Raw genomic sequence first — 24,747 nt, forward strand, 5'->3', positions numbered from 1 at the left:
GATTCCTTTCAGACCAGGCCCACGGCGGTGAGGAGCACGTCGATGACCTTGATGCCGAGGAAGGGAACGATGACGCCGCCCACGCCATAGAGGAGGAGACTGCGCCGCAGGAGCGCCGCCGCGCCGAGGGGCCGGTAGCGCACGCCGCGCAGGGCCAGGGGGATGAGGGCGATGATGATGAGCGCGTTGAAGATGACGGCGGAGAGGATGGCGCTGTAGGGCGAGGACAGGCCCATGACGTTGAGCGGGGCAATCTGGGGGAACACCCCCATGAAGAGCGCGGGGAGGATGGCGAAGTACTTGGCCACGTCATTGGCGATGGAGAAGGTGGTGAGCGTGCCGCGCGTCATGAGCAGCTGCTTGCCCACCTCCACCACCTCGAGCAGCTTGGTGGGATTGGAGTCCAGGTCCACCATGTTGCCGGCCTCCTTGGCGGCCTGGGTGCCGGTGTTCATCGCCACGCCCACGTCCGCCTGGGCGAGCGCGGGAGCATCGTTGGTGCCATCCCCCATCATGGCCACCAGCTTGCCCCGGGCCTGCTCGGCGCGGATGAGGGCCAGCTTGGCCTCGGGGGTGGCCTCGGCGAGGAAGTCATCCACGCCGGCCTCGCGGGCGATGGCCCCCGCGGTGCGCGGGTTGTCGCCGGTGACCATCACCGTGCGGATGCCCATGGCGCGGAAGCGCTCGAAGCGCTCCTTGATGCCGCCCTTCACCACGTCCTCGAGGTGGATGACGCCCAGCACGCGCGCGCCATCGGCCACCGCCAGCGGCGTGCCGCCCTGATCACCGATGCGCGCCGCCGTCTCGCGCAGCTCGGACGGGACGGAGCCGCCCTGGGCCTCCACGTACTGGATGACGGCGTCCACCGCGCCCTTGCGGATGCTGCGAGGGTGCGGCTCCACGAGGTCGCAGCCGCTCATGCGCGTCTGCGCGGTGAAGGGCACGAAGGTGGCCTGGTGCGCCTGGAGCTCGCGCGGACGCATCCGGTAGGAGTCCTTCACCAGCACGACGATGGAGCGGCCCTCGGGCGTCTCGTCCGCGAGGCTCGCGAGCTGCGAGGCCTCGGCCAGGTCCTCCCTCCGGACGCCCGGCAGGGGCAGCAGCTCCGTGGCCATGCGGTTGCCCAGGGTGATGGTGCCCGTCTTGTCCAGCAGCAGCGTGTCCACGTCGCCCGCGGCCTCCACCGCGCGACCGCTCATGGCCAGCACGTTCTTGCGCAGGAGCCGGTCCATGCCGGCGATGCCAATGGCGGACAGCAGGCCGCCGATCGTCGTCGGAATCAGACACACCAGCAGCGCCACCACCGCCGTGCCCGACAGCTTCACGCCCGAGTAGAGCGCCATCGGCACCAGCGACACGCACGCCAACAGGAAGACGAGGGTGAGGCCCACCAGGAGGATGTGCAGGGCCACCTCGTTGGGCGTCTTCTGGCGCGCGGCGCCCTCCACCAGGCCGATCATCCGGTCCAGGAAGGACTCGCCCGGGTCCGCGGTGATGCGCACCACGATGCGGTCGGAGAGCACCTTCGTGCCGCCGGTGACGCTCGAGCGATCGCCGCCGGACTCGCGGATGACGGGGGCGGACTCGCCGGTGATGGCGGACTCGTCCACGCTGGCGATGCCCTCCACCACCTCGCCGTCACCGGGGATGACGTCGCCCGCCTCGCACACCACGAGGTCGTCCTTGCGCAGGCTGGGGGCCGGGACGCGCTCCTCCTTCCCATCCACCAGACGCCGGGCCAGGGTGTCCTTGCGCATCTTGCGCAGGGAGCTCGCCTGGGCCTTGCCACGCCCCTCGGCCACCGCCTCGGCGAAGTTGGCGAAGAGCACGGTGAACCACAGCCACAGCATCACCGAGACCGTGAACCACGTGGGCGTGGCCGCCGGCCCCGGCGTGACGAGGTCCTTCACCACCAGCACCGTGGTGAGCAGGCTGCCGGCCCACACCACGAACATCACCGGATTCCTGGCCACATCCCGGGGGTGCAGCTTGCGCAGGCTGTCCAGGGAGGCCTGCTTCAGGAGCGCCGGCTCGAAGAGCGAGGCCGGCTTCGCGGAAGGAGAAGCCATATCAGAACACCTTTCCGGCCTGGCCGAGGGAGTGCTCGACGATGGGGCCGAGTGAGAGCGCGGGGAAGAACGTGAGCGCGCCGACGATGACGACCACGCACACGAGCAGCCCGGTGAAGAGCGCGCCATTCGTGGGGAAGGTCCCGGGACCCGGAGGCACCACCTTCTTGCCCACCATGGAGCCGGCGATGGCCAGCACCGGGATGATCATCAGGAAGCGCCCGGCGAGCATGGCCAGGCCCAGGGAGATGTTCCAGAAGGGCGTGTTGGCGTTGAGGCCGGCGAAGGCGCTGCCGTTGTTGGCCGTGCCACTGGTGAAGGCGTAGAGGATTTCCGACAGGCCGTGCGGCCCCGCGTTGTTGAGCGAGGACAGCCCCTGGGGAATCACCGCCGCCACCGCGCTCAGGCCGAGGATGACGAGCGGGAAGATGAGCACGTACAGCATGGCGAGCTTCATCTCCTTCGCTTCGATCTTCTTGCCCAGGTACTCGGGGGTGCGGCCCACCATGAGGCCGGCGATGAAGACGGCGAGCACCACCATGACGAGGATGCCGTAGAGGCCCGCGCCCACGCCGCCGAAGATGACCTCACCGAGCTGCATGTTCACCAGGGGCACCAGGCCGCCCAGCGAGGTGAAGCTGTCATGCATGGCATTGACCGCGCCGCAGGAGGCGTCCGTGGTGACGGTGGCGAAGAGGGCCGAGGCGGAGATACCGAAGCGTGCCTCCTTGCCCTCCATGTTCCCGGCCTGCGCCACCTGCGCGGCGGCCACTGCGGGGTTGGACTGGGACTCGGCGGCGTAGGCCGCGGTCACGCCCACGAAGAAGAGCAGGCTCATGGCGGCGAAGAGGGCCCAGCCCTGCTTCGTGTCCCTCGCCATCTTCCCGTACGTGTACGTGAGGGCGGCGGGGATGGCGAAGATGGAGAGCATCTGCACCAGGTTGGTGAGCGGCGTGGGGTTCTCGAAGGGGTGGGCGCTGTTGGCGTTGAAGAAGCCGCCGCCGTTGGTGCCCAGCATCTTGATGGCCTCCTGCGAGGCCACCGGACCCATGGCGAGCGTCTGCTTCACGCCCTCCAGCGTGGTCAGTTCCAGGTAGGGCGCGAAGTTCTGCAACACGCCCTGCGACACCAGGAAGAGCGCGTAGACGATGCACAGGGGCAGCAGCACGTAGAGCGTGGCGCGGACGAGGTCCACCCAGAAGTTGCCCAACGTCTTCTGCCCCTCGGGCCCGGGGCGCCGGGTGAAGCCACGCGCGAGCGCCAGCGCCACGCCCATACCCGCCGCCGCGGAGGTGAAGTTGTGCCAGGTCAGCCCCACCATCTGGCTGAAGTAGCTCAGGGTGGACTCACCCGCGTAGGACTGCCAGTTGGTGTTGGTGGTGAAGCTGGCGGCCGTGTTGAAGGCCAACTCCGGCCCCACCGCGGGCAGGCCCTGCGGGTTGAGCGGCAGCACGTGCTGCAGCCGCTGGATGACATAGGTACCGAGCAGCCCGAAGAGGCTGAAGGCCAGCAGCGAGAGGGCATACTGGCTCCAGGTCTGCTCGCGTTGCGCGTCCTTGCCGCCGCACAGCGCGAGCACCAGGCGCTCCACCGGCCCGAGCACCTTCGGCAGGGGCTGGGTGGGCGCCTCGAGGACGTGGAAGAGGTACGTGCCCAGCGGCTTCGTCACCGCGAGCACCAGCGCGAAGAACAGCAATATCTGCGACCAACCAATGAGAGTCATGGCGAGGCCCCTAGAAGCGCTCTGGCCGCAGCAGGGCGTAGACGAGGTAGACGGTGAGCAGCACCGCGAGCGCGGCGCCGGCGACGTATTCGAAGCTCATGGGACGGCTTGCCTTTCAGAGGTGCTCGCTGCCGTGGGTGTAGGCCCACGCGAGCGCGAAGAAACCGACGGTGACGAGTACGAGGACGAGGTCCATGCGAGGGTTGCTCCGGGTTAGAAGAAGGCGGTGGCGCCACCCACCACGAGGGTCTGGTCGCGATACGGGCCAAAGACATCCACGGTGGAGCGGTCGTGCCTCGCCTCCAGCTTGAGGACGAGGTGCTCCGCGGGCCGCACCTCCAGGGTGAAGGTGCCCGCCACGAGCCGCTGGGCCGTGCCGGAGATGAGGCCCTCCCGGTCATCGAAGAGCTCCGCGCGCGCGACCACCGCCACGGGAGGAGCCACCTGCACGCGAGCGTTGAGGCCCACGCCGTACCAGAGGGCCGCGTCCTGCCCGGGGCGCCGCTGGGTGCCCACGTCCGCCGTGCCCGAGACACGGACAGAGTCCGTCACCTGATAGGTGGCCACCACATCGCCGAAGAGGCGCAAGCCCGTGGCGTCTTCCGAGCCCTCCTCTCCGATGAAGGTATTGAAGGCAGCGGAGAGCCGCTCACCCGCGTAGGCCACCTGCGTGCCCAGCGCCTTGCCCCGGTTGTTCTCGCCAATGGTCTGCCAGCCATTGAGCAAGTGGAGCTGCGCGCTCCAGGCATCGGAGAACGTCCAGGTGCCCTTGAGACCCGTTTGGTAATAGGGCGACAGCTCGCCCATCCACGAGCGCGTGTACGTCCAGTTGAGTTGGGATTGAAAGGACTCGAGGCCTATGTGGCTCGGGTACACGCCGGCCTCCAGCGTGAGTGACCCGTGCGCGTAGGACAGCGAGGCCTGCTGGAGGAAGCGCCACACCTGGGGCCCGATCGCCGTCCCCTCCGGCTCGGCGCCGTGCACCACCTCCATCGCGGTGCCAATGCCCACCAGCACGCGCAGGCCCACCGGCGCCGGCTCCAGGCTCACGCCCAGGCTGGCGAGGTTCAGGGAGAGCGCGTTGTCGCGTTTGGCCGTGGTCCCCGTGCCGGGGATGAAGTGGGCTCCGTCCGCCGGCCGGTTGAAGTTGTAGCCGTAGTAGACGTCGACTCCGCCCTCGGGCTTCAGCCGCGAGACGAGCGACTCGAGCGCAGAGGACTGCGGCGCGGGCGGCTCGGACTGGCCAAGCAGCGCGAAAGAGAGCAAGCAGGGAAGCGCGAGAAGGGACATGAGCACCTCGTCCCCTTCGCTAGAGCACCCGCTGTACCAGGACCCGGGCCCGCCACCTCTTCGAATTCCGAGGGGTTACGCGTCAGGGTCTCCCCTCGCGGTTGCAACCTGCACGATGACCCCCCACCTCACCCTGCGTCCTGAAAGACGGCCGCGCTCCCACGGAGGGAGGGTAAGGAAACAGGCGCGAGCGGAGGAGCCACCCCTCAGAGGCCACTGGCGTGCTGGCTGACGTCGTGACGGGGGAACTGGCTGGCCAGGTAGTCATCCTCGGCCCGCACCAGGAGCGCGCGGATGGCGGCGGGAGAGCCGGCCTCCACCAGCGCCTGCCGCAGCCGGGCATCCCTCAGCAGCGCCGCGATGCGCGCGAGCACGCTGAGGTGCGTACCCGGCGCATGCGTCGGCGAGGCGAGCGTCACGAAGAGCCGCACCGGCCTGCCATCCCGGGCGTCGAAGTCCACCCCCTCGGGGTCCACGGCGACACAGGCGGTGATCTGCCGCAACCGGTCGAACCGGCAGTGGGGAATGGCCACGCCCTCACCGATGGCCGTACTGGAGATGCGCTCCCGGGCCACGAGCTGCTCCTCGAGCATCTGCCGCGGGGCTCTCGTCCTCGCCGCCAGCATTCCGGCCAGCTCGTGCAACACCCCCGCCTTGTCCTGGACCCTCAGGTCCGGACAGATGCAGTCCTCCGACAGGTAATCGGTGAAGCGCATCTCACACCTCCCAGGAGAGCACGCCATGCGACGCGATGCGCGAGCGGCTCGAAACAGAGAACCCCCCATCGAGCGCTCTCCAGCACATGCTCGGAATGAAGTGACGCATCGGCAACCCCCACTCGTTCCGAGGAGACGTCCCGCCTCGTCCCGCTGTCCGCTGGCGCACCCGCACGGCCCCGAAGCGAGCAGAAACCCGAGCGGCCCGTTCTCTCGTTTGTGCCCCTACATTCCGGGCGTGGGATCCCCACCGTAGAAGCGCCGCAGCTCCTCGTAGAGGGCGGGCGTCTTCTCGCGCATCTGGAGGGGCTTCTCGAAGAAGGACTCGGTGGCCACGGCGAAGAACTCGGCTTCGTTGAGGGCGCCATAGTCGTCCAGCACCTGACGTTCGAGACTCCGGCCCTGGCGCAACTTGAGGAAGTGCTCGCCCATGACCGAGGCCCACGCTCGGTAGTGCGAGTAGCGGCGCAGCTGGGGCGTGCCGTCGAAGGCGCCATCCTCCCGGTCCAGCACGTGGGCGAACTCGTGCGTGGCGGTGGAGTGGCCATCATGGGGGTTGCGCAGCCCCGCCAGCACCGACTGCCACGAGAGGATGACGGTGCCCCAGTTCTTCGCCTCGCCGAGCACCACGCCGGTGCGGTCCGGAATCCGGAAGGCATCCGGGTAGACGATGACCTCGCGGAGCCGGTCGTAATAGGAGAGGTCCAGGTACAGCACCAGACGTACGGCCGTGGCCGACACGACCGCGCGCACCTCGTCGGTGATGGAGAAGCCGCCGGCGCCGATGAACTCCTTTTCCCAGGCGAAGACCTTGAGTTGCTCGAGGAAGCGCTCGCGCTGGGGAGGCGCGAGCTCCCGGAAGAAGGGGACGCGTTGCTCCAGGTAGCCGAGCCACTCGGGAGGGAACGGGCGGCGCAGCAGACGGCGGCGGCGCAGGGTGCGGAAGAGGCCGGACATGAACGCGAGGGTAGCTCAGACCTCGACGAACCTGGGACCGGTGAGCCCCTCTCTCTCCATGGCCAGCTTGACGCGCTCGGAGACGATGAGGACGACCGTCCAGCCCCAAGGACGGAAGACGTTGGCGTCTCCTATCTTCTCCGGGTCCACCTTCAAGCCACTGACATCCCTGTACTGGCCTTCCTTGTCCGGGCGATTGTCCTCCGGAAGCCAGTACAGCACCTCTTCGCAACGGGCATCGTCGATGCTGCGGATGACTTGCAGGGTATTGAGAACGAAATAGGGCTCCGACTGCCCCTCCACCACAGCCGGAATGAGCTGCACCTCAGACGACACCAACCCCAACTGCTCGAGAAGAGAGGCGACCCGGCCGTTGACGACAGGAATCGAAAAAGAAGCCAGGGTGAAATCGAGCGCGGAGCCAGATGGATTCACGGGGAAATGAATCACCCTCTTCGTATCGAGAGCGAGCCCCTCCGTGAATGGCCAGGGCTCGATCAACTGCCCCTGCGCATCAACAGGGCTCCTCAGATGCCAGCGGCCGGGAATGCGCATGTCATCCCGCAGCGCGAAATACCTGTTTCGAGCACTCATGGTTTTCTCGTCGCGAGCTTGTTGAGCCTCGAACCGGGTTTGCAGATATCGGCCGCGAGCTTGTCGAGTTCCGCCACGAGCCTGCTCCGGCATTCCGCTTTCGTCCCGCATTGACCCAACGCGAGCTGGAGCCGCTCGTAGACCTTCAGATGGTACTCCTCGGGATGAGGCCCCACATGACCGATGAGATAAACGATGTTCGCGGGCTCATCGAGGCCCATCCCCGCTCGGTCGAAAAGGTCCTTGAACCGTGGGGTCCACGGACCGCCGCTGGCATCGGAGACATCGTTCTTGTCGGTGGCGATGTGGTGTCCCTTGGCGTCGCCCTTGTCCGAAGCATCCCGGCAGGCGCCCGTCGTCCGGGCCGAGGCTCCCGCCGAGGCCACTGCGGCGCCCGTCGTACCTGCCGACACGCCCATGAGCACCACCGTGCCATTGGCAACGCTCACCTGCGCACGGGCCCTCGCCCCCACCATCACACCTCCCGCCAGGACGAAGCGTGGCGGAGAGAGGCGCGCCCACATGCCTCCCTTGGGCACCTCGGGCAGTCCCCTGGCCAGCTTCGCCCCCGCCACCGTCACCAACACCCGTAGCCCTACTCCCCCATCGCCTTCCCGAATCGTTCGGCCACCGCATCCAATTGCTCCTGGGTCCTCGCGGCTTCCGCCTCCCGGTACAGCGTCAGACAGACCATCCCCACGGCGTAGAGCTCCGCCGTCGTGTAGGTCATCATCAGCCCGAGGGTGACCGCCGCGGCCAACGCCTTGGAGAAGACGGGCTCCGGCGCGGCCCAAGCCATCATGTAGAGCATCATGGACAAGGCCACGGAGTACGCGACCGTGGGCGAGCCAAACAGTTCCATCGCAGCCTCGCGCACCCCCTCGCCCATGTAGCGGGGCGAAAGCTTGAGTGCCAGGAACCACCGGCTGTCCTCCAGCGAGCCGGACAGTGGCAGCGAGGCGACTCCGAAAATCTCCTCATGGCTCGCACGCAGCCTGCGCTCCAGGTCCGAAGCCTGCGTCTTCGCCGGTGGACAGAGCGCGGTGCTCGCGATCACGCCACATGCCGAGCTTCTTGTCAGATGACGAGGCCCTGCTCGCGGCGCCTCGAATGCCGCCTCCAGCTCCGCCACGAAGGCTCGTGCCTCCTCGACGGTGAGCCGGGCCAGGATCGGCTCCGGCGGGAGGCGCTTGAACGTAAGCGTGAGCGCTCGGCCCTCACCGGGACCAGGGTGCTCGCTCACCTTCACGGCCTCCAGCGCCGGAAGGTCGTACGGGGCTGCTCGGGACGGAAGAGCCACCCACAGCACAGAGAGAGAGAAGAGCACGACATGCGCGGTCATGTCGTTCCACCCTACTCCCCTACTCCTGCCCGGAGAAGCGCGCTCTTCCCTGGGAGGGAAACCTCAGCGCACCAGGGCCAGCCGGCGAACCGCCATTCCAGGCTCGGGTGTCACGGGCCTGGGCTCGGGAGGCGAGAGGACCTCGCCGAGCGCCTCCACCACCCGGGCGAAAAGCTGATGATCATGGCTGCACAGCACCAGGCGCTCGCCCTCGGCGGTGCGCACGGTGAGCCAGTAGGTGTCCGCCGCCATCACCAGCCGAGCGATGGAGGAGAAGACGAGCACCGTGGCCACCGCGAGCGCGGCCGTCACCCGGAACGAGCCCGGCTGCAGCAGCAGCGCTGGCACCACCAGCGCCGCCCCCGCGCCGAGCGACAACGGCAGCTTGAGACCCGGAGCCTCGTGCCGCGTGCCGAAACCGCGCAGCTCCTCCAGACGCCACGAGCGACCCGCCGCCTCCAGCCGCTCACTGGTGAGCCGGAAGCCCTCGGCCGACACCAGCACCCGCTCGCCCGAGGGGGTGAGTGGCTCCGGCGCCAGGGCGGGAACCAATCTCAACACGGGCCTCGCACGCGACTGCGCCACCAGCCCGGTCTCCCGCTCCATCATCGTGCCTCCCCGCGTTCACCCCGCGTACGCCATGCGTCCGCCACGTTCCGCAGCAGCCCCTTCAACGACTCCAGCGGCGTGCCCAGCGCGTAGCAGCCCTGCGCGCCCAGGCTCATGGCCAGGCGCCGCAACCGCTCGTCCTCGAAGGGCAGCAATGCGAAGACAGGGGCCGGGCCCGCCTCATTCCCCGCGACCTCCAGCACCCGCGACACACTGTCCTCGCGCTGCACCAGCGCGAGCACCACGTCCGGCCGCTCCGCACCGCCCCAGGGACGCAAGGCGATGCCCATGTCGCTCAGCACGTCGCTCAACAGCGACCGCAGCGACTCGTCCGCATCCGGCGCGAGGATGACGCAGCACGGCAAGGAGGGGTGCATGGAGGCTCCGCCCCCATGCATCAGCAAGCCACATGCCCGTAGCCTCTCCCTCGGGAGCGCTCCGACGCACCGCGGCGAGACGTGGCAGCCTGCAAGACCGCCCTGGCGGATTGCCACGGGGCCCGCATGACGCCAGACCCGGAGCCCCTCCGGGCACGGACCTCCGCCACTTGTCCGACTGTCGGACAGGTCCGTGAAAAGCGCGGCCGGAGGTCAGCGCATACGAGGCCGTGGCTCCGCACGAGCCGCGGAGTCCCTGGCGCAGGAGGTCTCCCCGGAGAGGGCTGACTTCAGTTCGCTCAGTGGATGATCTGGTCCTGAGAGGCCGGGACCAGGCCTCCGCCGGACACCCGCACCGTCACCGTGCCCGGCCGTGAGGACTTGAAATAGAAAATCGCCTCCGCCTGCGGATTGGAGAGGTCCACGGAGGAGATGGCTGCACCGGAGCAACCCGGGTCGGCATGGAAGGTGACGCCAGAAGCCGCTGGCCCGTCGGCCTCCAGGGTGAACGACCCCGACGAGGGCACGAGGTTGCCATGATCGTCTTGGCTCTGCACGGTGACCTTGCCAGAGCAGGCGCCGGTCGCGATGTCGTATGAGGACGTGAGGAACGAGAGCTTCGACACCGGCAGCGTGGTGTACACATCCACGGCGAAGGTGACATCGGGCACCGTCTCCGGGTCGTAACCCATCCCCTTGATGTCATTCGAGGTGATGATGCTCCCCGTCCCGTAGTAGTCCGTGATGGCGGCCTGATACCCCGTCGGAAGAGGCTCCTCGCTGTTCTCGAGCCTGTTATCGGCGATTCGCGCGCGCTCCGGCAATTCGATGGGGTTTCCCACGTCCTGCGCGAGATAGATCCCAACGTCGTTGTCGATGAAGGTGTTACCCTCGATGACGAGCCCGGTCACCAGGGGCTTGCCTTCATCGACTCTGACCAGGACACCCGAGCCCACGGTGATGCGGGTGTCGGTATAGGCATTCCCGGAGACCTTGTTCTTCGTCACCCGTGCCCTGGCCCCATTGCCAATCTGGATGCCGTTGCGAGCGATGTAGTCGACCGCCCCCCCGCCATCCACCGTGTTGCCGTCGATCGTCACATCCACGGCGCCAGTCGCCAGGATGCCGACCTTCTGGTACCCGGAAACGTGGTTGCGCAGCACGTCCACCTGGAACGAGCCACGGCTCGCGTCATCATTGCGTACCTCGATGCCAAAACCTTCCTGGCAGCCGCTCTTCCCATCGCCCCTGGAGAGACCACCCAGCCTGCTGTCGGCGACTTCTCCCGAGGCGCCTTCGATCAAGATGCCACGCAGCCTCCTCGCCACATCTCCCTCACAGATGTCCCTCAATCCGCTCGCGGAGACGGTCACGCCGCGCACGCGCGCGGTGCTCCCCCGGTTTCGGATGATGGCACCGGTGAAGTGGCCGCCTGGAGGGTCCACCGCCGTGACGGAGTGGCCCTGGCCATCGAAGGTGTAGGCGTCCGGGATGAACAGCGTGGAGTCCGTGGTGCAGTCAGCCACCGCCGCGAGACGCTCCTTCTCGAGCGAGAAGGCACACAGGGGCCGCGTACAGGCAGGGCCCGTCCATTTGACCGGGAAGGAGTGCGAGGCGCTGCGCCCCAGGTCATCGGAGACCGTCACCGTCACCGTGGGGGTCACATCGGTCGGCAGGCAGGACGGAGACATCCAGACGGTGTTGCTGGAGTCGGCGTCACTCTCCGGCGCGCGCACGAAGCCCGTGGTCGTGGACCAAGAGAAGGACAAGGCACCGTGCGGGGCATTGGCGGTGGCCTTCAGGAGCAGCAGTTCCCCGGGCCCCACGGACTCGGGCGACGCGGAGACAGCCTGGAGGGAGGGAGGTGGCGCAGGCGGCGTATAGGTGACGGGTAGAGCGCCTTCCTCACTACAGCCCACCACCCCCAGCGACAGGCTCACGACGAGGAGGGCCAGGTGCTTCGCATCCGCTCGGTTCATGGTCACGCGACTCCCATTCCATGCTTGAAACAGGAGTCAACATACCGGTGGGTCCTCGCCCTCCACAAACCCGGAGCCCCGGCTCAGCGGGCACGAGTGACCAGCTCTGGACGCCCGATGGGGCTCACCCCCCGGGCCAGCAGCTGCCGGGCGGCCAGGACGGACACGCAGCCATCCGTGCTGTGGATGTCTCCGTAGAAGGTGAGCAGCGTGGCTGGCTCCACGGGGACGTGCCTCACGAACACGTCCAGGATGACCTTGGCGTCCTGCACGTACTTCGCGTAGCGGTAGAAGTGGGTGGAGGTGGCGTCGAAGCGGCTCCAGATGCGGTGGACCCCCGGTCCGCGAGCAGCCGCACCAGCTCTCGGCGAAGCTGACGAACCGGGCAAGATGAGACGCATGGACACTCCTTCCCGGGGCCGGTGGCTCACCTTCCCACGCGTCCTCTGGCTCTCCCTGCTGGCCGCGCTGGTGCTCTCCCTGCCCACCGTGTGGCTCGGCTTCTTCAGCGATGACTTCGGCCACCTGCTCATCCTCGAGGGCCAGCCCGCCATGGGCTCGCGCTACGACCTGTTCCGCTTCGCGGGCGGTGACCTCGAGCGCATGCGGCGGATCATCAACGAGGGCCCCTACCCCTGGTGGACACTGCCCGAGCTGCGGCTCGCCTTCTGGCGCCCCCTGTCGAGCGCGCTCACGGTGATGGACTACAACCTCTTCGGCCGCAACGCCGTGGCCTGGCACCTGCACTCGCTGGCCTGGTACCTGGGAACGGTGGCGCTCCTCGGCACGCTGCTGCGGCGCTTGCTGCCGGGCACCATCGGGGCGCTCGCGCTGTTCCTCTTCGCCATCAACGGGGCGCACTGCATGACCGTGGGGTGGCTCGCCAACCGCAACGCGATGGTGGCCGCCGTGCCCGCGCTGTTCGGCCTGTGGATGCACCTCGAGTGGCGCGAGGCACGCCGGCCGTGGGCCCTGCCCCTGTCCCTGGGTGGGCTCGCCGTGGGCCTGCTGGGCGGAGAGAGCGCGATGGGTGTCTTCGCGTACGTGCTGGCCTACGAGCTGCTCGGAGACCGGGGCGGCGTGAAGGAGCGGCTGCGCGCCATCGCCCCGGCGGCGCTGCTCGGGCTCGCCTACCTCGTGATGTACAAGCTGCGCGAGTTCGGCGCCTACGGCTCCGGCTCCTACCTGGACCCGGTGGGCGAGCCCGGACGCTTCCTGGTGGGGGCGATGGCGCGGGTGCCAACGCTGCTCGGTGGCCTGCTGCTGCATGTGCCCCCGGAGCTCTGGGTGGCGGGCCCGCCCTTCCGGGCCGTGCTGGTGGGCGTGGGGCTGCTCGGGCTCGGCCTGCTCACGCTGTTGCTCCGCGCGGCGTGGCCGTCCCTCACCGAGGACGAGCGCCGGCACTGCCGCTGGCTCTTCCTCGGCTCGGCGCTGGCTCTGCTGCCGGTGGCCTCCGTCTTTCCCGCCAGCCGCCTGCTGCTCGTCCCGGGGTTCGGTGGCGCGGTGGCCGTGGCGGTGGTGCTCGTGTCCGCATGGCGCTCGCGGGCGCGCGGCGAGCGTTCCCGGGGCGTGGCGGTGGGAGCCGGCGTGCTCGCGTTCACGCACCTCGTGGTGGCGCCGCTCCTCTGGCTGCTGATGACCTTCGGCCTCCTGCAGGCGGGGAAGCAGACGGAGTCGATCCTCCAGACCCTGGAGCAGGAGCTGGACTACCAACGGCTCCCCGGGCAGCGCGTGGTGCTCTTCCCGATACCGAATCCAGCCATCGGTCTCTATGGGCCCATGATGATGGGCGCGCGTGGCATGCCGAAGCCGCTCGCCTGGAGGCAGCTGTCCCTGTCCTCGGAGCCGCACGCATTCACCCGCACGGGGCCGGCCTCCTTCGAGCTCTCGCTCACCCGGGGCCACTTCTTCACCAACGAGTTCGAGATCGTCTTCCGCGGCAGGAGCCATCCGCTACCCAAGGGAGCGCGGGTGGCGTTGACGGGCATGACGGTGACGGTGCTGGACGCGGATGACGAGGGCCCCACGCGGCTCGGCTTCACGTTCGACAAGCCGCTCGAGGACTCCTCGTTCGTCTTCCTCCACTGGAAGGACGACGCGCTCCGCCGCTTCACCCCACCGCCCGTTGGCGAGCGCCTCCTCCTCTGAGCTGCATGGGGCTCACTCCGTCGACGACTCGGTGGGCGTGCCGAGACGCTCGGTGAGGTTGTCCTTGTCTCCCTCGCCCAGGTCACGCCGCACGCTCATGTCCCGGTGCTCGGGCAGGCCGCTCCGCTCACTGGAGCTCTCGCTCGCGCCCTCGCGCTTCTCGCCAGAGCCCGGCTCCGGGCCCTGCCCCATGCCGCCACTTCCGGATTCATTCCGTGGATCCGCCATGTGTCGTTCCTCCGCCAGGGCTCCTGGGATGGAGCCGATTCACCTCGGACAAAGGTCAGCCCCACGGCGGGGAGGGACAACCCGGACCCGGAGACGCCCGTCCGGCCAGAGCCCTGGCAGTCGAAGGCCTCGGCGCGGGATGCTCCGGCCGACCTCGTGGGTTGCCACCTGTCTGGCCTTTTTCGCTGGCCAGCGAGGAAAGACCATGAGCGTCCACCTGAATCGACAGATTGAAAAAGCCGCCGAGTGGATCGCCGCCAGCCAGCACCTGGTGGCCTTCACCGGCGCTGGCATCAGCACCGACTCGGGCCTGCCCGACTTCCGCGGCCCCGATGGCGTCTGGACCCGCCGCGATGCCGGCCTGCCTCCTCCCAAGTGGGGCAAGCCCGCCTCGCAGATCCGGCCCAATGTCGCGCACCACTCGCTCGTCGAGTTGGAGCGCCTGGGCAAGCTGCGCTTCCTCATCTCGCAGAACGTGGACAACCTCCACCTGGAGTCCGGCTTCCCGCTCGACAAGCTCGCGGAGCTGCACGGCAACGGGAAGCAGATGCGCTGCCTGGCCTGTGACGGCCGCTACACCCTCGAGCAGGTGGGCTGGGACCGGCGCGTATGGGGCGAGGGCTACCGCACCCAGCGCCCCCTGAAGGGACAACCGCACTGCCCCGCGTGCAAGGGCCGCATCATCTCCTCGGTGGTGAACTTCGGGGATCCGCTGCCCGCGCGGGAGATAGAGAAGTCCCTCGCGGAGTCCGAGCGGTGTGACGTGTTCTTCGCCATCGGCTCGTCGCTGGTGGTGTCACCCGCCAACGAGATGCCGCGCGTGGCGCTGGAGATGGGGGCCCGGCTCATCCTCCTCAACCGGGGCGAGACGCCCTTCGACGAGCTGGCCCACCTGCGCATCGAGGCAGGAATCGGCGAGGTGCTGCCCCCGGTGGTCGAGCGCGTGAAGGAGCTGCTCGGTACGGACACCCATCCCTCCGGCACCCATTAAGGCTCGTCGAAGAGACCTTTCACCCGCTCCTGCTGCTCCTCGAGGTACTGCGGCGAGTGGGTGTCCACCTGGAAGAGGAAGACGGACTCCCGGCCGCAGTCGTTACAAATCACCTGCAGCCTGTCCAACTTCAGGTGCTCGGGCAGACCCGGGCTGGAGCCCCTCGTCTGCCGCACCAGGGACCACGCGCCGCCACACGCGCAGGGGCTGTCCCGGAGCCACGCGTACTCCTCCGACACGGCCGCCACGGGAATGTGCCCCGGTGCTTCCCGGGGCACGGCCATGGGCGCTCCCTTCGCAACTGCTTCGTTCTTCCCGAACAGCCGCGAGAGAAATCCCATGGCGGCCCCCCATTCTCATGGACGACGAACTCGGCCCACGAGGCTAACCGAAGCGACTCCCCCCGGACAGCCCACGCGCCGCCGAACGTGGGACTAATGGCAGATGCCCCACACCATCTGGATGCCGCTGCGGGTGAGCACGGCCAGATCCTGTGCTCTGTCCCCATCGAAGTCCGACACGGCCAGACCCTGGAGTCCCGTGTCCTGGGGCCAGGCGGTGATGGGCACCTGCGGTGCGAAGGTGCCACCCGCCTGGCCGAGCAACAGGCTCACCTCGTTGCCCGTGGCACTCGCGACGAGCAGGTCCGGCAAGAAGTCCCGATTGATGTCCGCCATCACCATCCGCGAGGGCGCCTTGCCCACGGCGTACGCGACCGGCTCGTAGAAGGAACCATCATTCCTTCCGCTGAAGACAAGCACCCGATTGTTGCTCCCATCGGCGACCACCAGGTCCATCGCCGAACCGGTGTCGAGCTGTGCCGCCAGGAGGGCGCGCGGCGAGCCACCCGTGGACGTGAGGCGCTGCTCCTGGAACGTGCCATCCCCGTTGTTCAACAGCACGCCCACCGACTGGCAGTCCTTGTTCGTCGGCTCGCTACAGTTGGACGGGTGGGAGACGGCGATGTCCAGCGAGCCATTTCCATCGAAGTCCGCGACCGCCATGGCGGAGGGGTTCGAGGGCGCGGGGTAGTCCACCGCCGTGCTCAACGAGCCATCGTCCTTCACATGGAACAGGGAGAGCTTGCCCGCGGAGCCACGGACGAGGGCGACGCTCCTGCTCCCGGCGCCGAAGTCCGCGACCGCCAGGTCATCGAGGTTCAGGCCTCCCGCCGCCTGGGTGACCGGCGCCTGGAAGGAGGCATTGCCCTTGCCCCGGTACACCGCGAGGTTCGAGTCCCCACTGTTGGCGACGAGCACCTCCAGGTTCTTGTCCCCGTCGAGGTCCACGAGCGCCACGGCCGAGGGATCCTTGCCGGCCGTCCACAAGCTGGGCTTCTGGAAGCGGCCCCCGCCCTGGTTGAGCAGGACGGCCACTGCCCTGCCATCGTTGTTCGCCGTGACGATGTCGCTCCGGCCGTCACCGTTGAGATCTCCGATGGCGATGGCCTTCGGGTCCCCGGCAAACGGGTACTCCACGGGGGCCAGGAAGCCACAGTTGCCCGCGCAGCGGGTGCTGCCATCCGGGCAGGCTCCCTCGCATGTCGCGCCGCTCTCGCACGAGGGCTTCGCCGCGAAGGAGGAGCCGTCGCTGGGGATCACGAGCCCGCCGTCCGGCGGCGTGCCCCCGTCCGAATTGTTGTTGGGATTCTTGCCCGGCGGCAGGCCGCCGACGTCCCCATCGGGTGGAGGCCTCCGCTCCGGCTCACACGCGGCGCTCGCCAGCACGAGCAACGCACTCAGCACGCACATGAGGGTTCGAGATGTGGCGTCTCCGGGCAGTGACACGTCGGGCCTCCAGTGAAGAAGAGAGGCCCGGAGTGTTACCACCGCGCGTGCGACTACGCGCTGTTTCCGCTCCGCTCACGCTCCCGGCGGTGGATGGTGGAAACGTCAATGCCCAGGATTTCCGCTGCCCTGGTCTTGTTGCCACCGCATTGCGCCACCACGTACGCGATGTACTCGCCCTCGAGCTGTCGCAGCGGAATCATCCGCGCCTGGGCGCGTGACAGGGGATGGGCTTCCACCGTCACACCGGGCGCGTGGAGCTGGAGCGTGGGCAGGTCCACCGACTCCTGCACGGTGACGACGGCGAGCCGCTCGACGAGGTTCTCCAGCTCGCGCACGTTGCCGGGCCACGGAGCGGCGGCGAGCGCGGCGAGGGCCTCGGGGGTGAAGCCGGTGAGGCGCGCGCGGGGGTTGCGCTTGCGCGACTGGGCGACGAAGTGCTCCACCAGGAGGGGGATGTCCTCGCGCCGCTCGCGCAGGGGCGGAACGAGGAGCGGCACCACGTTGAGCCGGTAGAAGAGATCCTGGCGGAACCTCCCCTCGCGCACGCGCGCCTCCAACTCCTGGTGCGTGGCGGCCACCACGCGCACGTCCACCTTGCGCGAGGCATCCGCGCCCACCGCGCGCACCTCGCCGTCCTCCAGCACGCGCAGCAGCTTGGCCTGGAGCTCGGGCGCCATGTCGCCAATCTCGTCGAGGAAGAGCGTGCCCCCGTCCGCCTCCAGGAAGAGGCCGCGCCGGGGCGTGGTGGCGCCGGTGAAGCTGCCCTTCACGTGGCCGAACAGCTCGCTCTCCAGCAGCGCGTTGGGGATGGCCGTGCAGTTCACCGCCACGAAGGGGCCGGCCTTGCGAGGGCCCTCGAAGTGCAGCGCGCGGGCGACGAGCTCCTTGCCCGAGCCGCTCTCGCCGCGCACCAGCACCGGCGCGGGGGAGTGCGCCACGCGCTCGATGAGTTCGTACAGGGTGCGCATCGGCGCGCTGCGGCCGATCAACGCCGCGAAGGCGGAGCGGTCCCCCACCGCCTGACGCAGGGCCCGGTTCTCCTCGCGCAGCCGCCGCTCGGCGATGGCGCGCTGCACGTACAGCAGCACCTCGTCCAGGCGGAAGGGCTTGGTGAAGTAGTGCGTGGCGCCGCGCCGCATGGCCTCCACCGCGTTCTCCACCCCGCCGAAGGCCGTCATGATGAGCACGGGCAGCGCGGGGTCCACCTCGCGCACCGCCGCCAGCACGTCGAAGCCGTCCACCTGCTCCATGCGCAGGTCGCACACCACCGCGTCCAGCACGCGCCCTCGCACCACGGCGAGCGCCTCCTGCCCGCTGGTGGCCACGTCCACCGTGTAGCCCGCGTCCGAGAGATAGTCGGCCAAGAGCCGCGCCATCTCCACGTGGTCATCCACCACCAGCACTCGTCCCTCAGACGGCATGTCGCTCCTCGCTCTGCAGGGGCGTGGCGGGCCACCACAGCGTGACACACGTGCCCTGGCCGGGCTCGCTCTCCAGCTCGATGCGGCCCCCGTGGTTGCGCACGATTTGAGCCACCACCGTCAGGCCCAACCCCGTGCCCTGGCCGCGCTTCTTCGTGGTGAAGAACGGATCGAAGACGCGGTTGAGGCTCTCCGGTGGAATGCCGCACCCGTCGTCCCGCACCGTCACCCGCACCCCGCTCCACGCCCCCGGCTCGCCCGGCGCCTCCACGTGGGCCCCGAGCCGCACCGTGCCCCCCGGCTCGCACGCGTCACACGCGTTGAGGGCCAGGTTGAGCACCACCTGCTGCAGCTGATCCGGATCCGCCGACAGCGGTGGCAGCCCCTCGGGCACGTCCACCTCCACCTTCACCTTGCGCCGCTCGGCCTCGCCGTGCAGCAGCTCCTGCGCGCCCAGCAGCAGCGGCCCCAGCGCCACGCCCCGCACCGGCGCCGGCTGCACCCGCGAGAAATCCAGCAGCTGGCGGATGGTGCGGCTCACCCGGTCTATCTGCTCGATGATGACCTGCACGCCCGTGGCCTGAGGGTGCTGCGCGCCCAGCTTGCCCAGCACGTACTCGGCCCGGCCTCGCACCACGCCCAGCGGGGTGCCAATCTCATGCGCGATGCCCGCGGCGAGGATGCCCACCGTGGCCAGCTTCTCCGCGCGCAAGAGCTGCGACTCGAGCGCATGCACGTTGCTCAGGTCCTCCACCACGAGCAGCACGCGCACCTCGGCGTCCAGCCGCTCCAGGGGCACGGCGTGGATGCGGTACTGGCCCTCCTCCCCGAAGAGGGGCAGCGGCTCGCCATGCAGGCTGAGGACGCGCTCGGCGGAGCAGGCGCCCTCCACCAGCGAGGTGAGTCTGTCCACCACGGCGGCGGGCGCGTGGGGGAAGGCCTCGGGGAGCGAGGCGCCCACGGCGGTGGGAGGCAGCCGCTCGCGCAGTGCCTGGTTGACGGCGGTGATGTGTCCGGTGGCGGAGAGCGCGAGGACGCCCGTGGGGATGTTGTCGAGGATCTTCTGCGTCTTCTCGTGCAGGTGGGCCAGCCGGTCCGCGTGGCGGCGGCTCTCCTGCAGCGCGACGGCGCGGCGCGAGGCGACGATGACGTAGGCGCCGAAGACGACGAGGAAGAAGGTCACCAGGATGGCGCCGGGGGCCACGCGGAGGATGACGCCGCGCTCGTGGGCGCGCAGCTCCTCGGTGGTGGCGAGCGTGGCCACGGCCCAGTGGACGCCACCGCGCATGCGGATGGGGGTATAGGCGGCGATGGCATCGGCCGCGCCCAGGCCCAGCCACGCGGCCTCGCCCTCGGGGATGCGGACCGTGCCGTGCTCGCCCGCGCGCATGTGCCGCACCAGCTCGGCGAAGGAGGGGACGCGGCCCGCCTCGGCCTCCAACCGCTTGTACCAGTCGATGAGGGTGGTGTCGCTCGCCGGAGTGGGCACGCCGTGCGCGCCGATGAGCAGCAGCTTCGCCTCGGGCTCCGTGGCGATGAGCTTCAGGGGCGCGAAGAAGGGCTCGGTGTCCACCAGCACCGCGACCGCGCCGCCGGGCCCGTCCTCGGAGGGCGCATAGGCGGTGGCGAAGACGCGGGACCAGCCGCCGGGCGCGGCGGCCACCGGGGGCGAGGTGAGGATGTCTCCAGGCGTCCGGGTGAGCGCCTCGCGCGCCGTCTCCGTGAGGACGGTGCCCACGGCCCCCCGGGTGACGGCCGGCCCCGCGCGCCGGTCCATGATGGCGAAGCGCTGCGCCCCCTCCGAGTCCAGGACGAGGATGGCCTTGTACTGCCCCACCACCTCCAGGAGGGCGAGCAGCTCGCGCCGGTGCTCGGTGATGGAGCCGGGACGGGAGAGCAGCTCACCGGCGAAGCGCAGGTCATCGGCCGCGTCGTCGAGCGCATCGGCGACCTCGCGCGCCGCGGCCTCCACCTGGGCCTTCCGGTCCGCGGCGAACTGCTCCACCAGCGCCGCGCGATCCCTGCGGATGAGGTGCACCACGCCCACCACCACGCTCGCGAGCGCGATGCACAGCAGGAGCACGGAGGCGACGGCGTTGCGGGTCATGGGAGTCGGACGCGTCAGTGTAGCGCGTGACTCAGGACCTCGCGGGAAGGGTTTCGACGCCCGCGGGCCCTGGCCGTCCGGGGGGCAGGCGCGTACGGACTACGTCGCCGCGGGATGACAGGACACCGCCAGCGGCACGCCGAGCCCGGCGATCTCCCCCAACTCCTCGGGCGAGAGCTCGAAGTGGCACTGTCCCTCGTAGGCGACGACCAGGAAGAGCGACACCCCGGTGACCCCCACGGCCCGGAGGTCCGGCAGCCGCGCCTTCAAGGCCCGCAGGGGCTCCAGGGCGGTGGCACCGGGCTCCAGGTCATCGTCGAGCAACACCAGCATGGCGCTCCCATACGGCAGGGCCTTTCCGTCGTAGCGCCCCGAGGGAGCCACCTCGCCGGGCTCGTTCTTGTCCACCAGGAGGAGCCCCGTGCGCTCCTCGGCGAGCGAGGGAGAGAAGGAATCCCCCTGCAGGAGGCAGTACAGGAAGCGCCGCGCCGGGAGCCGCTGGCTCATGGGCCGCACCTCACTCCATGTCCACCCGGAGCGCCAGACGCCGCGTCTGCCTCGTGCGCGAGTGGGAACCCGGACGTGAGGAGGCGGGCGGCCTGGGGCGGCTCCTGCCGGAGGATGGCTTCGCCACCGGACGTGGGGCCCGCGCGCTCCCGGGGACCTCCAGACCCAGCAGGTCCTGCAGCGAGCCGCACAGCACCTCGTACATCCGACGAAGGGTCGGAGCGCTCGGCACGATGCTCGGGCTGCCTCGCTCGAAACGACCATAGGCCTGCGCGCTCATGCCAATGCGCTGGGACATCTCCGCCTGGGTGAGCTCCGAGAGCAACCGGACGGAGCGAAGGGTCTTCCGGATGGCCTGGGCCAATCGTTTCCGGACTTCGAGGGGCACATGACTTGGCATGGTGGCAACAACCCTATCTACCCCGCACGTCAAGTCAACCCGCATCCTATTTTGCCGGTCACTTCTCCCTCTCCCACCTCTTCAAGTAGGGTCCGCATGCTCCCTCTCCCTCCGGGAGAGGGGAGCCCGCTCAGACGGCCTTCTTGCCGGAGCCGGAGGGCGAGTTCTTGCCCCCCGCCTGCGCGTTCCGATCCGCCAGCAGCGCCGCGAGGGCCTCGTCGCGCGAGTTGAAGACGTTCACCGCCGCGCCGTTGATGACGCCGCTGGTGCTGACGAACATCTTCGTCATCTCGTCGCCGCCGTAGCGGAAGGAGCGCTGGGTGTAGCGCGCCAGCACCTCGGTGCGCTCGCGCCCGAAGACCCGGCCCGCCGTGTACTTCACCACCAACCCATCCAGGTTGATGAGCAGATCCACCTTCGACGGAAAGCGCGACAGGTGGCCTTCCACCTCGGTGCGCCAGCGCGCCACGTCCAGCGCGTTGTTGAGGATGCAGTCCTCGAAGGTCGCCGTGACGACGTCGTGCACCTCGTCGTAGTCGAAGGACATTCTCCAAGCCATGGGATGCCTCCCTCCAGGGGGATTCCGCGGTGGGGGTGCCGCGGCGAGGGACAACCAAAAGGGGCGCGGATGCTACGCGAAATCCCCACTGGGAGTGTAGTCCGTCCACCGTGACGAGTCGTCCGCACCGAACCCTACGTAACCTGACACCGTGCGACATGGCGCCGCGGAACGACGTGCGCCGGGCGGCACTGTCCGCGGGGAACTGACACGGCGCGGCACGCACGCGACTCCGGGGTCCACCCGCTGCTCACAAGCGGGCAGAGCCGCGGTGCCGGGGCGAGTCCGTTCCACCCCGGATTGACTCGTGGGTCAGAGGGGTGTGGAAACTGGAGCAGCCGGGTAGGCGCGGGCCCGCACGTCCGACTGTTACCCCCCCATCATCGCGCCTGGGAGTCACTCCATGAAGTCAGCAACCGGAAACCGCCGCTCGTGGCGGGCCCTGCTCACCGCGGGTCTCTTCGCCACACCGTTCCTCTCCTGCGGCCCGACACCGGAGGAGGCCGAGGTCCGCACCCTCGACGGCGTCCAGGAGACGGTGGGCACGACGCAGCAGGAGGCCATCTCCTGGACGCTCGGCGCCCAGTACAACGCGACGAAGAGCCACATCACCTTCAACGTCTACTCGTCGCGCGCCACGCGCATCGAGCTCTACCTCTACCAGACGCCCTACGGCGCCGAGGAAGTCGCGAAGTACGCCCTCACGAAGAACGAGACCACCAAGGTGTGGACGCTCACGCTCCCCGTCTCCACCATTCAGAACACCCATAAAATCACCGGCCCGGTGTACTACGGCTACCGCGCCTGGGGCCCCAACTGGACGTACAACAGCGGCTGGACCAAGGGCTCCAGCCTGGGCTTCGTCGCCGACGTCGACGCGAACGGCAACCGCTTCAATCCGAACAAGCTGCTCGTCGACCCGTACGCGCTGGAAATCAGCCACGACCCGACCAACGCCAACAACACGGACGGCACCCTCTTCGCCTCCGGCCCCTCCCACCGGCTCAAGGACAGCGGGGCCAAGGCGCCCAAGGGCATCGTCCTGGCGCCGGACACCACCAGCTACGGCACCAAGCCCACGCGCGCGCTCAAGGATGACATCATCTACGAGGTGCACGTGCGCGGCCTCACCCAGGGCGACTCGAGCATCACCTCCTGCCGCGGCACCTACGCGGGCGCGGCGAAGAAGGCCGCGTCGCTGGCGGCGCTCGGTGTCACCGCCGTGGAGTTCCTCCCGGTGCAGGAGACGGACAACGACGACAACGACGTCAACGCCACCTCCACCGAGGGTGACAACTACTGGGGGTACATGACCCTCAACTTCTTCGCGCCGGACCGCCGCTACGCCTGCGACAAGTCGGCGGGTGGCCCCACGAAGGAGTTCAAGGCCATGGTGAAGGCCTTCCACGACAACGGCATCAAGGTCTTCATCGACGTGGTCTACAACCACACCGGTGAGGGTGGCGCGTGGAGCTCCACGGACAAGAACACGTACAACCTCATCTCGTTCCGCGGCCTGGACAACCCCACGTACTACAGCCTCACCAGCGACATGCAGAACAGCTGGGACAACACGGGCGTGGGCGGCAACTTCAACACCCGCAACGAGACGGCGCGCAACCTCATCCTCCACTCGCTCAAGTACTGGAAGGACGAGCTGGGCGTGGACGGGTTCCGCTTCGACCTGGCCTCGGTGCTGGGCAACACCTGCGAGCACGGCTGCTTCAACTACGACAAGACCAACGCCGAGACGGCGCTCAACAAAATCTGGAGCAACCTGTCCCCGCGGCCCGCGGGCGGCGGCACCGGCGCGGATCTCATCGCCGAGCCGTGGGCCATTGGCGGCAACAGCTACCAGGTGGGCAACTTCCCCAGCGGCTGGTCCGAGTGGAACGGCAAGTACCGCGACACCTTCCGCAAGGACCAGAACCAGATGGGCGTGGAGGCGGTGACGCCGGGCGACCTGGCCACGCGCTTCGCGGGATCCTCGGACCTGTACGGGGATGACGGCCGCAAGCCCTACAACTCCATCAACTTCATGGTCGCCCACGACGGCATGACGCTGAAGGACCTCTACAGCTGCAACAGCAAGAACAACGGCCAGCCGTGGCCCTACGGCCCGTCCGATGGGGGCGAGGACAACAACCACAGCTGGGACCAGGGTGGGGTGGCCGCGGATCAGCGCAAGGCGGCGCGCAATGGCCTGGCCTTCCTGATGCTGAGCGCCGGCACGCCCATGTTCACTGGCGGCGACGAGTTCCTGCGCACCCAGTACTGCAACAACAACGTGTACAACCTGGACTCGAGCGCCAACTGGCTGAACTACTCGCTGAGCACGGAGCAGGCGTACTTCAAGACGTTCACCCAGCGGCTCATCGCCTTCCGCAAGGCCCACCCGGCGCTGCGTCCGGCCAACTTCTTCAGCGGCGTGGACAACAACAACAACGTGATGGAGCAGATGCGCTGGTTCCAGCCGAGCGGCGCCGTGGCCGACTCCGCGTACATGGGCAACAGCGGCAATCACGCGCTCGCCTTCCGCATCGACGGCACCGAGTTCGGTGATCCGGCCGCCGCCATCTACGTGGCCTACAACGGCTGGCAGGACCCGGTGGCGTTCTCGCTGCCCTGGCCCTTCGCGGGCAAGCGCTGGTACCGCGTGACGGATACCTGCAACTGGGCCGAGGGCACCAACCAGGTGGCCAGCCCTGGCACCGAGGCAGACGTCGGCGGTGAAGGCAACAACTACACCGTGTGCGGACGCGGCCTCATCGTCCTCATCGCGAAGTAGCTCCCGCGACACTCCGTGCGACCCCGGCGCGACAGAGCGTCGGGGTCGTCTCGGGTTGCGAGACGGTAGGAGAAGGTGGGGACGAAACTTTCGTGGCGCTTCGGCGACAATTTCATCGTCGTCATCGCTTTTCAGTGCGCCCCCCCCGGAGT

22 protein-coding genes and 1 pseudogene are annotated in these 24,747 nt (G+C 68.8%); 3 read left to right on the forward strand and 20 right to left on the reverse strand.

The window, feature by feature from the left end:
• Window positions 1-8: 8 nt before the first annotated feature.
• From kdpB to JQX13_RS12180, 12 genes and pseudogenes are all read right to left on the reverse strand, one after another.
• The gene (gene kdpB, locus JQX13_RS12125; protein ID WP_203409165.1) at window positions 9-2,069 is read right to left on the reverse strand and encodes a potassium-transporting ATPase subunit KdpB; all 2,061 of its coding nucleotides are present in this window, start codon (window positions 2,067-2,069) and stop codon (window positions 9-11) included.
• Between the two features lies 1 nt (window position 2,070).
• Complete coding sequence (gene kdpA / locus JQX13_RS12130; RefSeq protein WP_203409166.1) at window positions 2,071-3,792, reverse strand: potassium-transporting ATPase subunit KdpA; 1,722 nt, start codon at window positions 3,790-3,792, stop codon at window positions 2,071-2,073.
• Window positions 3,793-3,802: 10 nt separating this feature from the next.
• On the reverse strand, window positions 3,803-3,892 hold the full coding sequence (gene kdpF, locus JQX13_RS12135) for a K(+)-transporting ATPase subunit F (RefSeq protein ID WP_203409167.1): 90 nt from the start codon (window positions 3,890-3,892) through the stop codon (window positions 3,803-3,805).
• Between the two features lie 113 nt (window positions 3,893-4,005).
• Window positions 4,006-5,082 (reverse strand): outer membrane beta-barrel protein, encoded by a 1,077-nt coding sequence (locus JQX13_RS12140; protein WP_203409168.1) that lies wholly within the window; start codon window positions 5,080-5,082, stop codon window positions 4,006-4,008.
• A 206-nt stretch (window positions 5,083-5,288) separates the two neighbouring features.
• Window positions 5,289-5,798 (reverse strand): PTS sugar transporter subunit IIA, encoded by a 510-nt coding sequence (locus tag JQX13_RS12145; RefSeq protein WP_203409169.1) that lies wholly within the window; start codon window positions 5,796-5,798, stop codon window positions 5,289-5,291.
• Window positions 5,799-6,023: 225 nt separating this feature from the next.
• Window positions 6,024-6,755 (reverse strand): M90 family metallopeptidase, encoded by a 732-nt coding sequence (locus JQX13_RS12150; protein ID WP_203409170.1) that lies wholly within the window; start codon window positions 6,753-6,755, stop codon window positions 6,024-6,026.
• A 15-nt stretch (window positions 6,756-6,770) separates the two neighbouring features.
• Window positions 6,771-7,349 carry an imm11 family protein gene (locus JQX13_RS12155; RefSeq protein WP_239014709.1) on the reverse strand — a complete coding sequence of 193 codons (579 nt, stop codon included), beginning with the start codon at window positions 7,347-7,349 and terminating at the stop codon, window positions 6,771-6,773.
• A pseudogene (locus JQX13_RS56245) lies at window positions 7,346-8,691 on the reverse strand (AHH domain-containing protein). The gene JQX13_RS12155 and the pseudogene JQX13_RS56245 overlap by 4 nt, the downstream one beginning before the upstream one ends.
• A gap of 63 nt (window positions 8,692-8,754) precedes the next feature.
• The gene (locus tag JQX13_RS12165) at window positions 8,755-9,300 is read right to left on the reverse strand and encodes a DUF6232 family protein (RefSeq protein ID WP_203409171.1); all 546 of its coding nucleotides are present in this window, start codon (window positions 9,298-9,300) and stop codon (window positions 8,755-8,757) included.
• Window positions 9,297-9,677 (reverse strand): DNA-binding response regulator, encoded by a 381-nt coding sequence (locus JQX13_RS12170; protein WP_203409172.1) that lies wholly within the window; start codon window positions 9,675-9,677, stop codon window positions 9,297-9,299. The genes JQX13_RS12165 and JQX13_RS12170 overlap by 4 nt, the downstream gene beginning before the upstream one ends.
• A 299-nt stretch (window positions 9,678-9,976) precedes the next feature.
• The gene (locus JQX13_RS12175) at window positions 9,977-11,656 is read right to left on the reverse strand and encodes a right-handed parallel beta-helix repeat-containing protein (protein WP_203409173.1); all 1,680 of its coding nucleotides are present in this window, start codon (window positions 11,654-11,656) and stop codon (window positions 9,977-9,979) included.
• A gap of 83 nt (window positions 11,657-11,739) precedes the next feature.
• On the reverse strand, window positions 11,740-12,057 hold the full coding sequence (locus tag JQX13_RS12180; protein WP_239014712.1) for a hypothetical protein: 318 nt from the start codon (window positions 12,055-12,057) through the stop codon (window positions 11,740-11,742).
• Here JQX13_RS12180 and JQX13_RS12185 point away from each other — a divergent pair.
• Entirely contained in the window at window positions 12,056-13,804 is a 1,749-nt protein-coding gene (locus JQX13_RS12185; protein WP_203409174.1) for a hypothetical protein, read from the forward strand. The two genes, JQX13_RS12180 and JQX13_RS12185, sit on opposite strands and share 2 nt — an antisense overlap.
• Window positions 13,805-13,816: 12 nt before the next feature.
• Here JQX13_RS12185 and JQX13_RS12190 read toward each other — a convergent pair whose 3' ends face one another.
• A complete protein-coding gene (locus JQX13_RS12190; RefSeq protein WP_203409175.1) occupies window positions 13,817-14,032 on the reverse strand; it encodes a hypothetical protein in 216 nt (71 codons plus the stop codon).
• 205 nt (window positions 14,033-14,237) lie between these two features.
• Here JQX13_RS12190 and JQX13_RS12195 point away from each other — a divergent pair, with 205 nt between their 5' ends.
• Entirely contained in the window at window positions 14,238-15,023 is a 786-nt protein-coding gene (locus JQX13_RS12195; protein WP_203409176.1) for an SIR2 family NAD-dependent protein deacylase, read from the forward strand.
• On the opposite strand, the gene JQX13_RS12200 is transcribed toward JQX13_RS12195, so the two are convergent.
• The 7 genes from JQX13_RS12200 to JQX13_RS12230 form a co-directional block, all read right to left on the reverse strand.
• Window positions 15,020-15,364 (reverse strand): hypothetical protein, encoded by a 345-nt coding sequence (locus JQX13_RS12200; RefSeq protein WP_203409177.1) that lies wholly within the window; start codon window positions 15,362-15,364, stop codon window positions 15,020-15,022. The genes JQX13_RS12195 and JQX13_RS12200 overlap by 4 nt on opposite strands.
• Before the next feature lie 93 nt (window positions 15,365-15,457).
• The gene (locus JQX13_RS12205; RefSeq protein WP_203409178.1) at window positions 15,458-16,810 is read right to left on the reverse strand and encodes an FG-GAP repeat domain-containing protein; all 1,353 of its coding nucleotides are present in this window, start codon (window positions 16,808-16,810) and stop codon (window positions 15,458-15,460) included.
• A gap of 53 nt (window positions 16,811-16,863) precedes the next feature.
• Complete coding sequence (locus JQX13_RS12210; protein WP_203409179.1) at window positions 16,864-18,234, reverse strand: sigma-54-dependent transcriptional regulator; 1,371 nt, start codon at window positions 18,232-18,234, stop codon at window positions 16,864-16,866.
• Complete coding sequence (locus JQX13_RS12215) at window positions 18,224-20,341, reverse strand: two-component system sensor histidine kinase NtrB (RefSeq protein WP_203409180.1); 2,118 nt, start codon at window positions 20,339-20,341, stop codon at window positions 18,224-18,226. The genes JQX13_RS12210 and JQX13_RS12215 overlap by 11 nt, the downstream gene beginning before the upstream one ends.
• Before the next feature lie 99 nt (window positions 20,342-20,440).
• Window positions 20,441-20,848: a hypothetical protein gene (locus JQX13_RS12220; RefSeq protein ID WP_203409181.1), complete on the reverse strand. Its 408-nt coding sequence runs from the start codon at window positions 20,846-20,848 to the stop codon at window positions 20,441-20,443.
• Window positions 20,849-20,858: 10 nt separating this feature from the next.
• Entirely contained in the window at window positions 20,859-21,212 is a 354-nt protein-coding gene (locus JQX13_RS12225) for a helix-turn-helix transcriptional regulator (protein WP_203409182.1), read from the reverse strand.
• 166 nt (window positions 21,213-21,378) lie between these two features.
• Window positions 21,379-21,807, reverse strand: coding sequence for a hypothetical protein (locus tag JQX13_RS12230; RefSeq protein ID WP_203409183.1), 429 nt, complete (start codon window positions 21,805-21,807; stop codon window positions 21,379-21,381).
• Between the two features lie 403 nt (window positions 21,808-22,210).
• Here JQX13_RS12230 and JQX13_RS12235 point away from each other — a divergent pair, with 403 nt between their 5' ends.
• Complete coding sequence (locus tag JQX13_RS12235) at window positions 22,211-24,595, forward strand: isoamylase (RefSeq protein WP_203409184.1); 2,385 nt, start codon at window positions 22,211-22,213, stop codon at window positions 24,593-24,595.
• The last annotated feature ends 152 nt before the right edge of the window (window positions 24,596-24,747 follow it).

Origin of the sequence: Archangium violaceum, assembly GCF_016859125.1 — a bacterium.
Classification (GTDB): Bacteria; Myxococcota; Myxococcia; order Myxococcales; family Myxococcaceae; genus Archangium; species Archangium violaceum_A.

Coding starts and splice junctions, on each gene's coding strand:
- kdpB (WP_203409165.1), bottom strand. CDS start 2,069: ATGGCTTCTCCTTCCGCGAAGCCGGCCTCGCTCTTCGAGCCGGCGCTC.
- kdpA (WP_203409166.1), bottom strand. CDS start 3,792: ATGACTCTCATTGGTTGGTCGCAGATATTGCTGTTCTTCGCGCTGGTG.
- kdpF (WP_203409167.1), bottom strand. CDS start 3,892: ATGAGCTTCGAATACGTCGCCGGCGCCGCGCTCGCGGTGCTGCTCACC.
- JQX13_RS12140 (WP_203409168.1), bottom strand. CDS start 5,082: ATGTCCCTTCTCGCGCTTCCCTGCTTGCTCTCTTTCGCGCTGCTTGGC.
- JQX13_RS12145 (WP_203409169.1), bottom strand. CDS start 5,798: ATGCGCTTCACCGATTACCTGTCGGAGGACTGCATCTGTCCGGACCTG.
- JQX13_RS12150 (WP_203409170.1), bottom strand. CDS start 6,755: ATGTCCGGCCTCTTCCGCACCCTGCGCCGCCGCCGTCTGCTGCGCCGC.
- JQX13_RS12155 (WP_239014709.1), bottom strand. CDS start 7,349: ATGAGTGCTCGAAACAGGTATTTCGCGCTGCGGGATGACATGCGCATT.
- JQX13_RS12165 (WP_203409171.1), bottom strand. CDS start 9,300: ATGATGGAGCGGGAGACCGGGCTGGTGGCGCAGTCGCGTGCGAGGCCC.
- JQX13_RS12170 (WP_203409172.1), bottom strand. CDS start 9,677: ATGCACCCCTCCTTGCCGTGCTGCGTCATCCTCGCGCCGGATGCGGAC.
- JQX13_RS12175 (WP_203409173.1), bottom strand. CDS start 11,656: ATGAACCGAGCGGATGCGAAGCACCTGGCCCTCCTCGTCGTGAGCCTG.
- JQX13_RS12185 (WP_203409174.1), top strand. CDS start 12,056: ATGGACACTCCTTCCCGGGGCCGGTGGCTCACCTTCCCACGCGTCCTC.
- JQX13_RS12180 (WP_239014712.1), bottom strand. CDS start 12,057: ATGCGTCTCATCTTGCCCGGTTCGTCAGCTTCGCCGAGAGCTGGTGCG.
- JQX13_RS12190 (WP_203409175.1), bottom strand. CDS start 14,032: ATGGCGGATCCACGGAATGAATCCGGAAGTGGCGGCATGGGGCAGGGC.
- JQX13_RS12195 (WP_203409176.1), top strand. CDS start 14,238: ATGAGCGTCCACCTGAATCGACAGATTGAAAAAGCCGCCGAGTGGATC.
- JQX13_RS12200 (WP_203409177.1), bottom strand. CDS start 15,364: ATGGGATTTCTCTCGCGGCTGTTCGGGAAGAACGAAGCAGTTGCGAAG.
- JQX13_RS12210 (WP_203409179.1), bottom strand. CDS start 18,234: ATGCCGTCTGAGGGACGAGTGCTGGTGGTGGATGACCACGTGGAGATG.
- JQX13_RS12215 (WP_203409180.1), bottom strand. CDS start 20,341: ATGACCCGCAACGCCGTCGCCTCCGTGCTCCTGCTGTGCATCGCGCTC.
- JQX13_RS12220 (WP_203409181.1), bottom strand. CDS start 20,848: ATGAGCCAGCGGCTCCCGGCGCGGCGCTTCCTGTACTGCCTCCTGCAG.
- JQX13_RS12230 (WP_203409183.1), bottom strand. CDS start 21,807: ATGGCTTGGAGAATGTCCTTCGACTACGACGAGGTGCACGACGTCGTC.
- JQX13_RS12235 (WP_203409184.1), top strand. CDS start 22,211: ATGAAGTCAGCAACCGGAAACCGCCGCTCGTGGCGGGCCCTGCTCACC.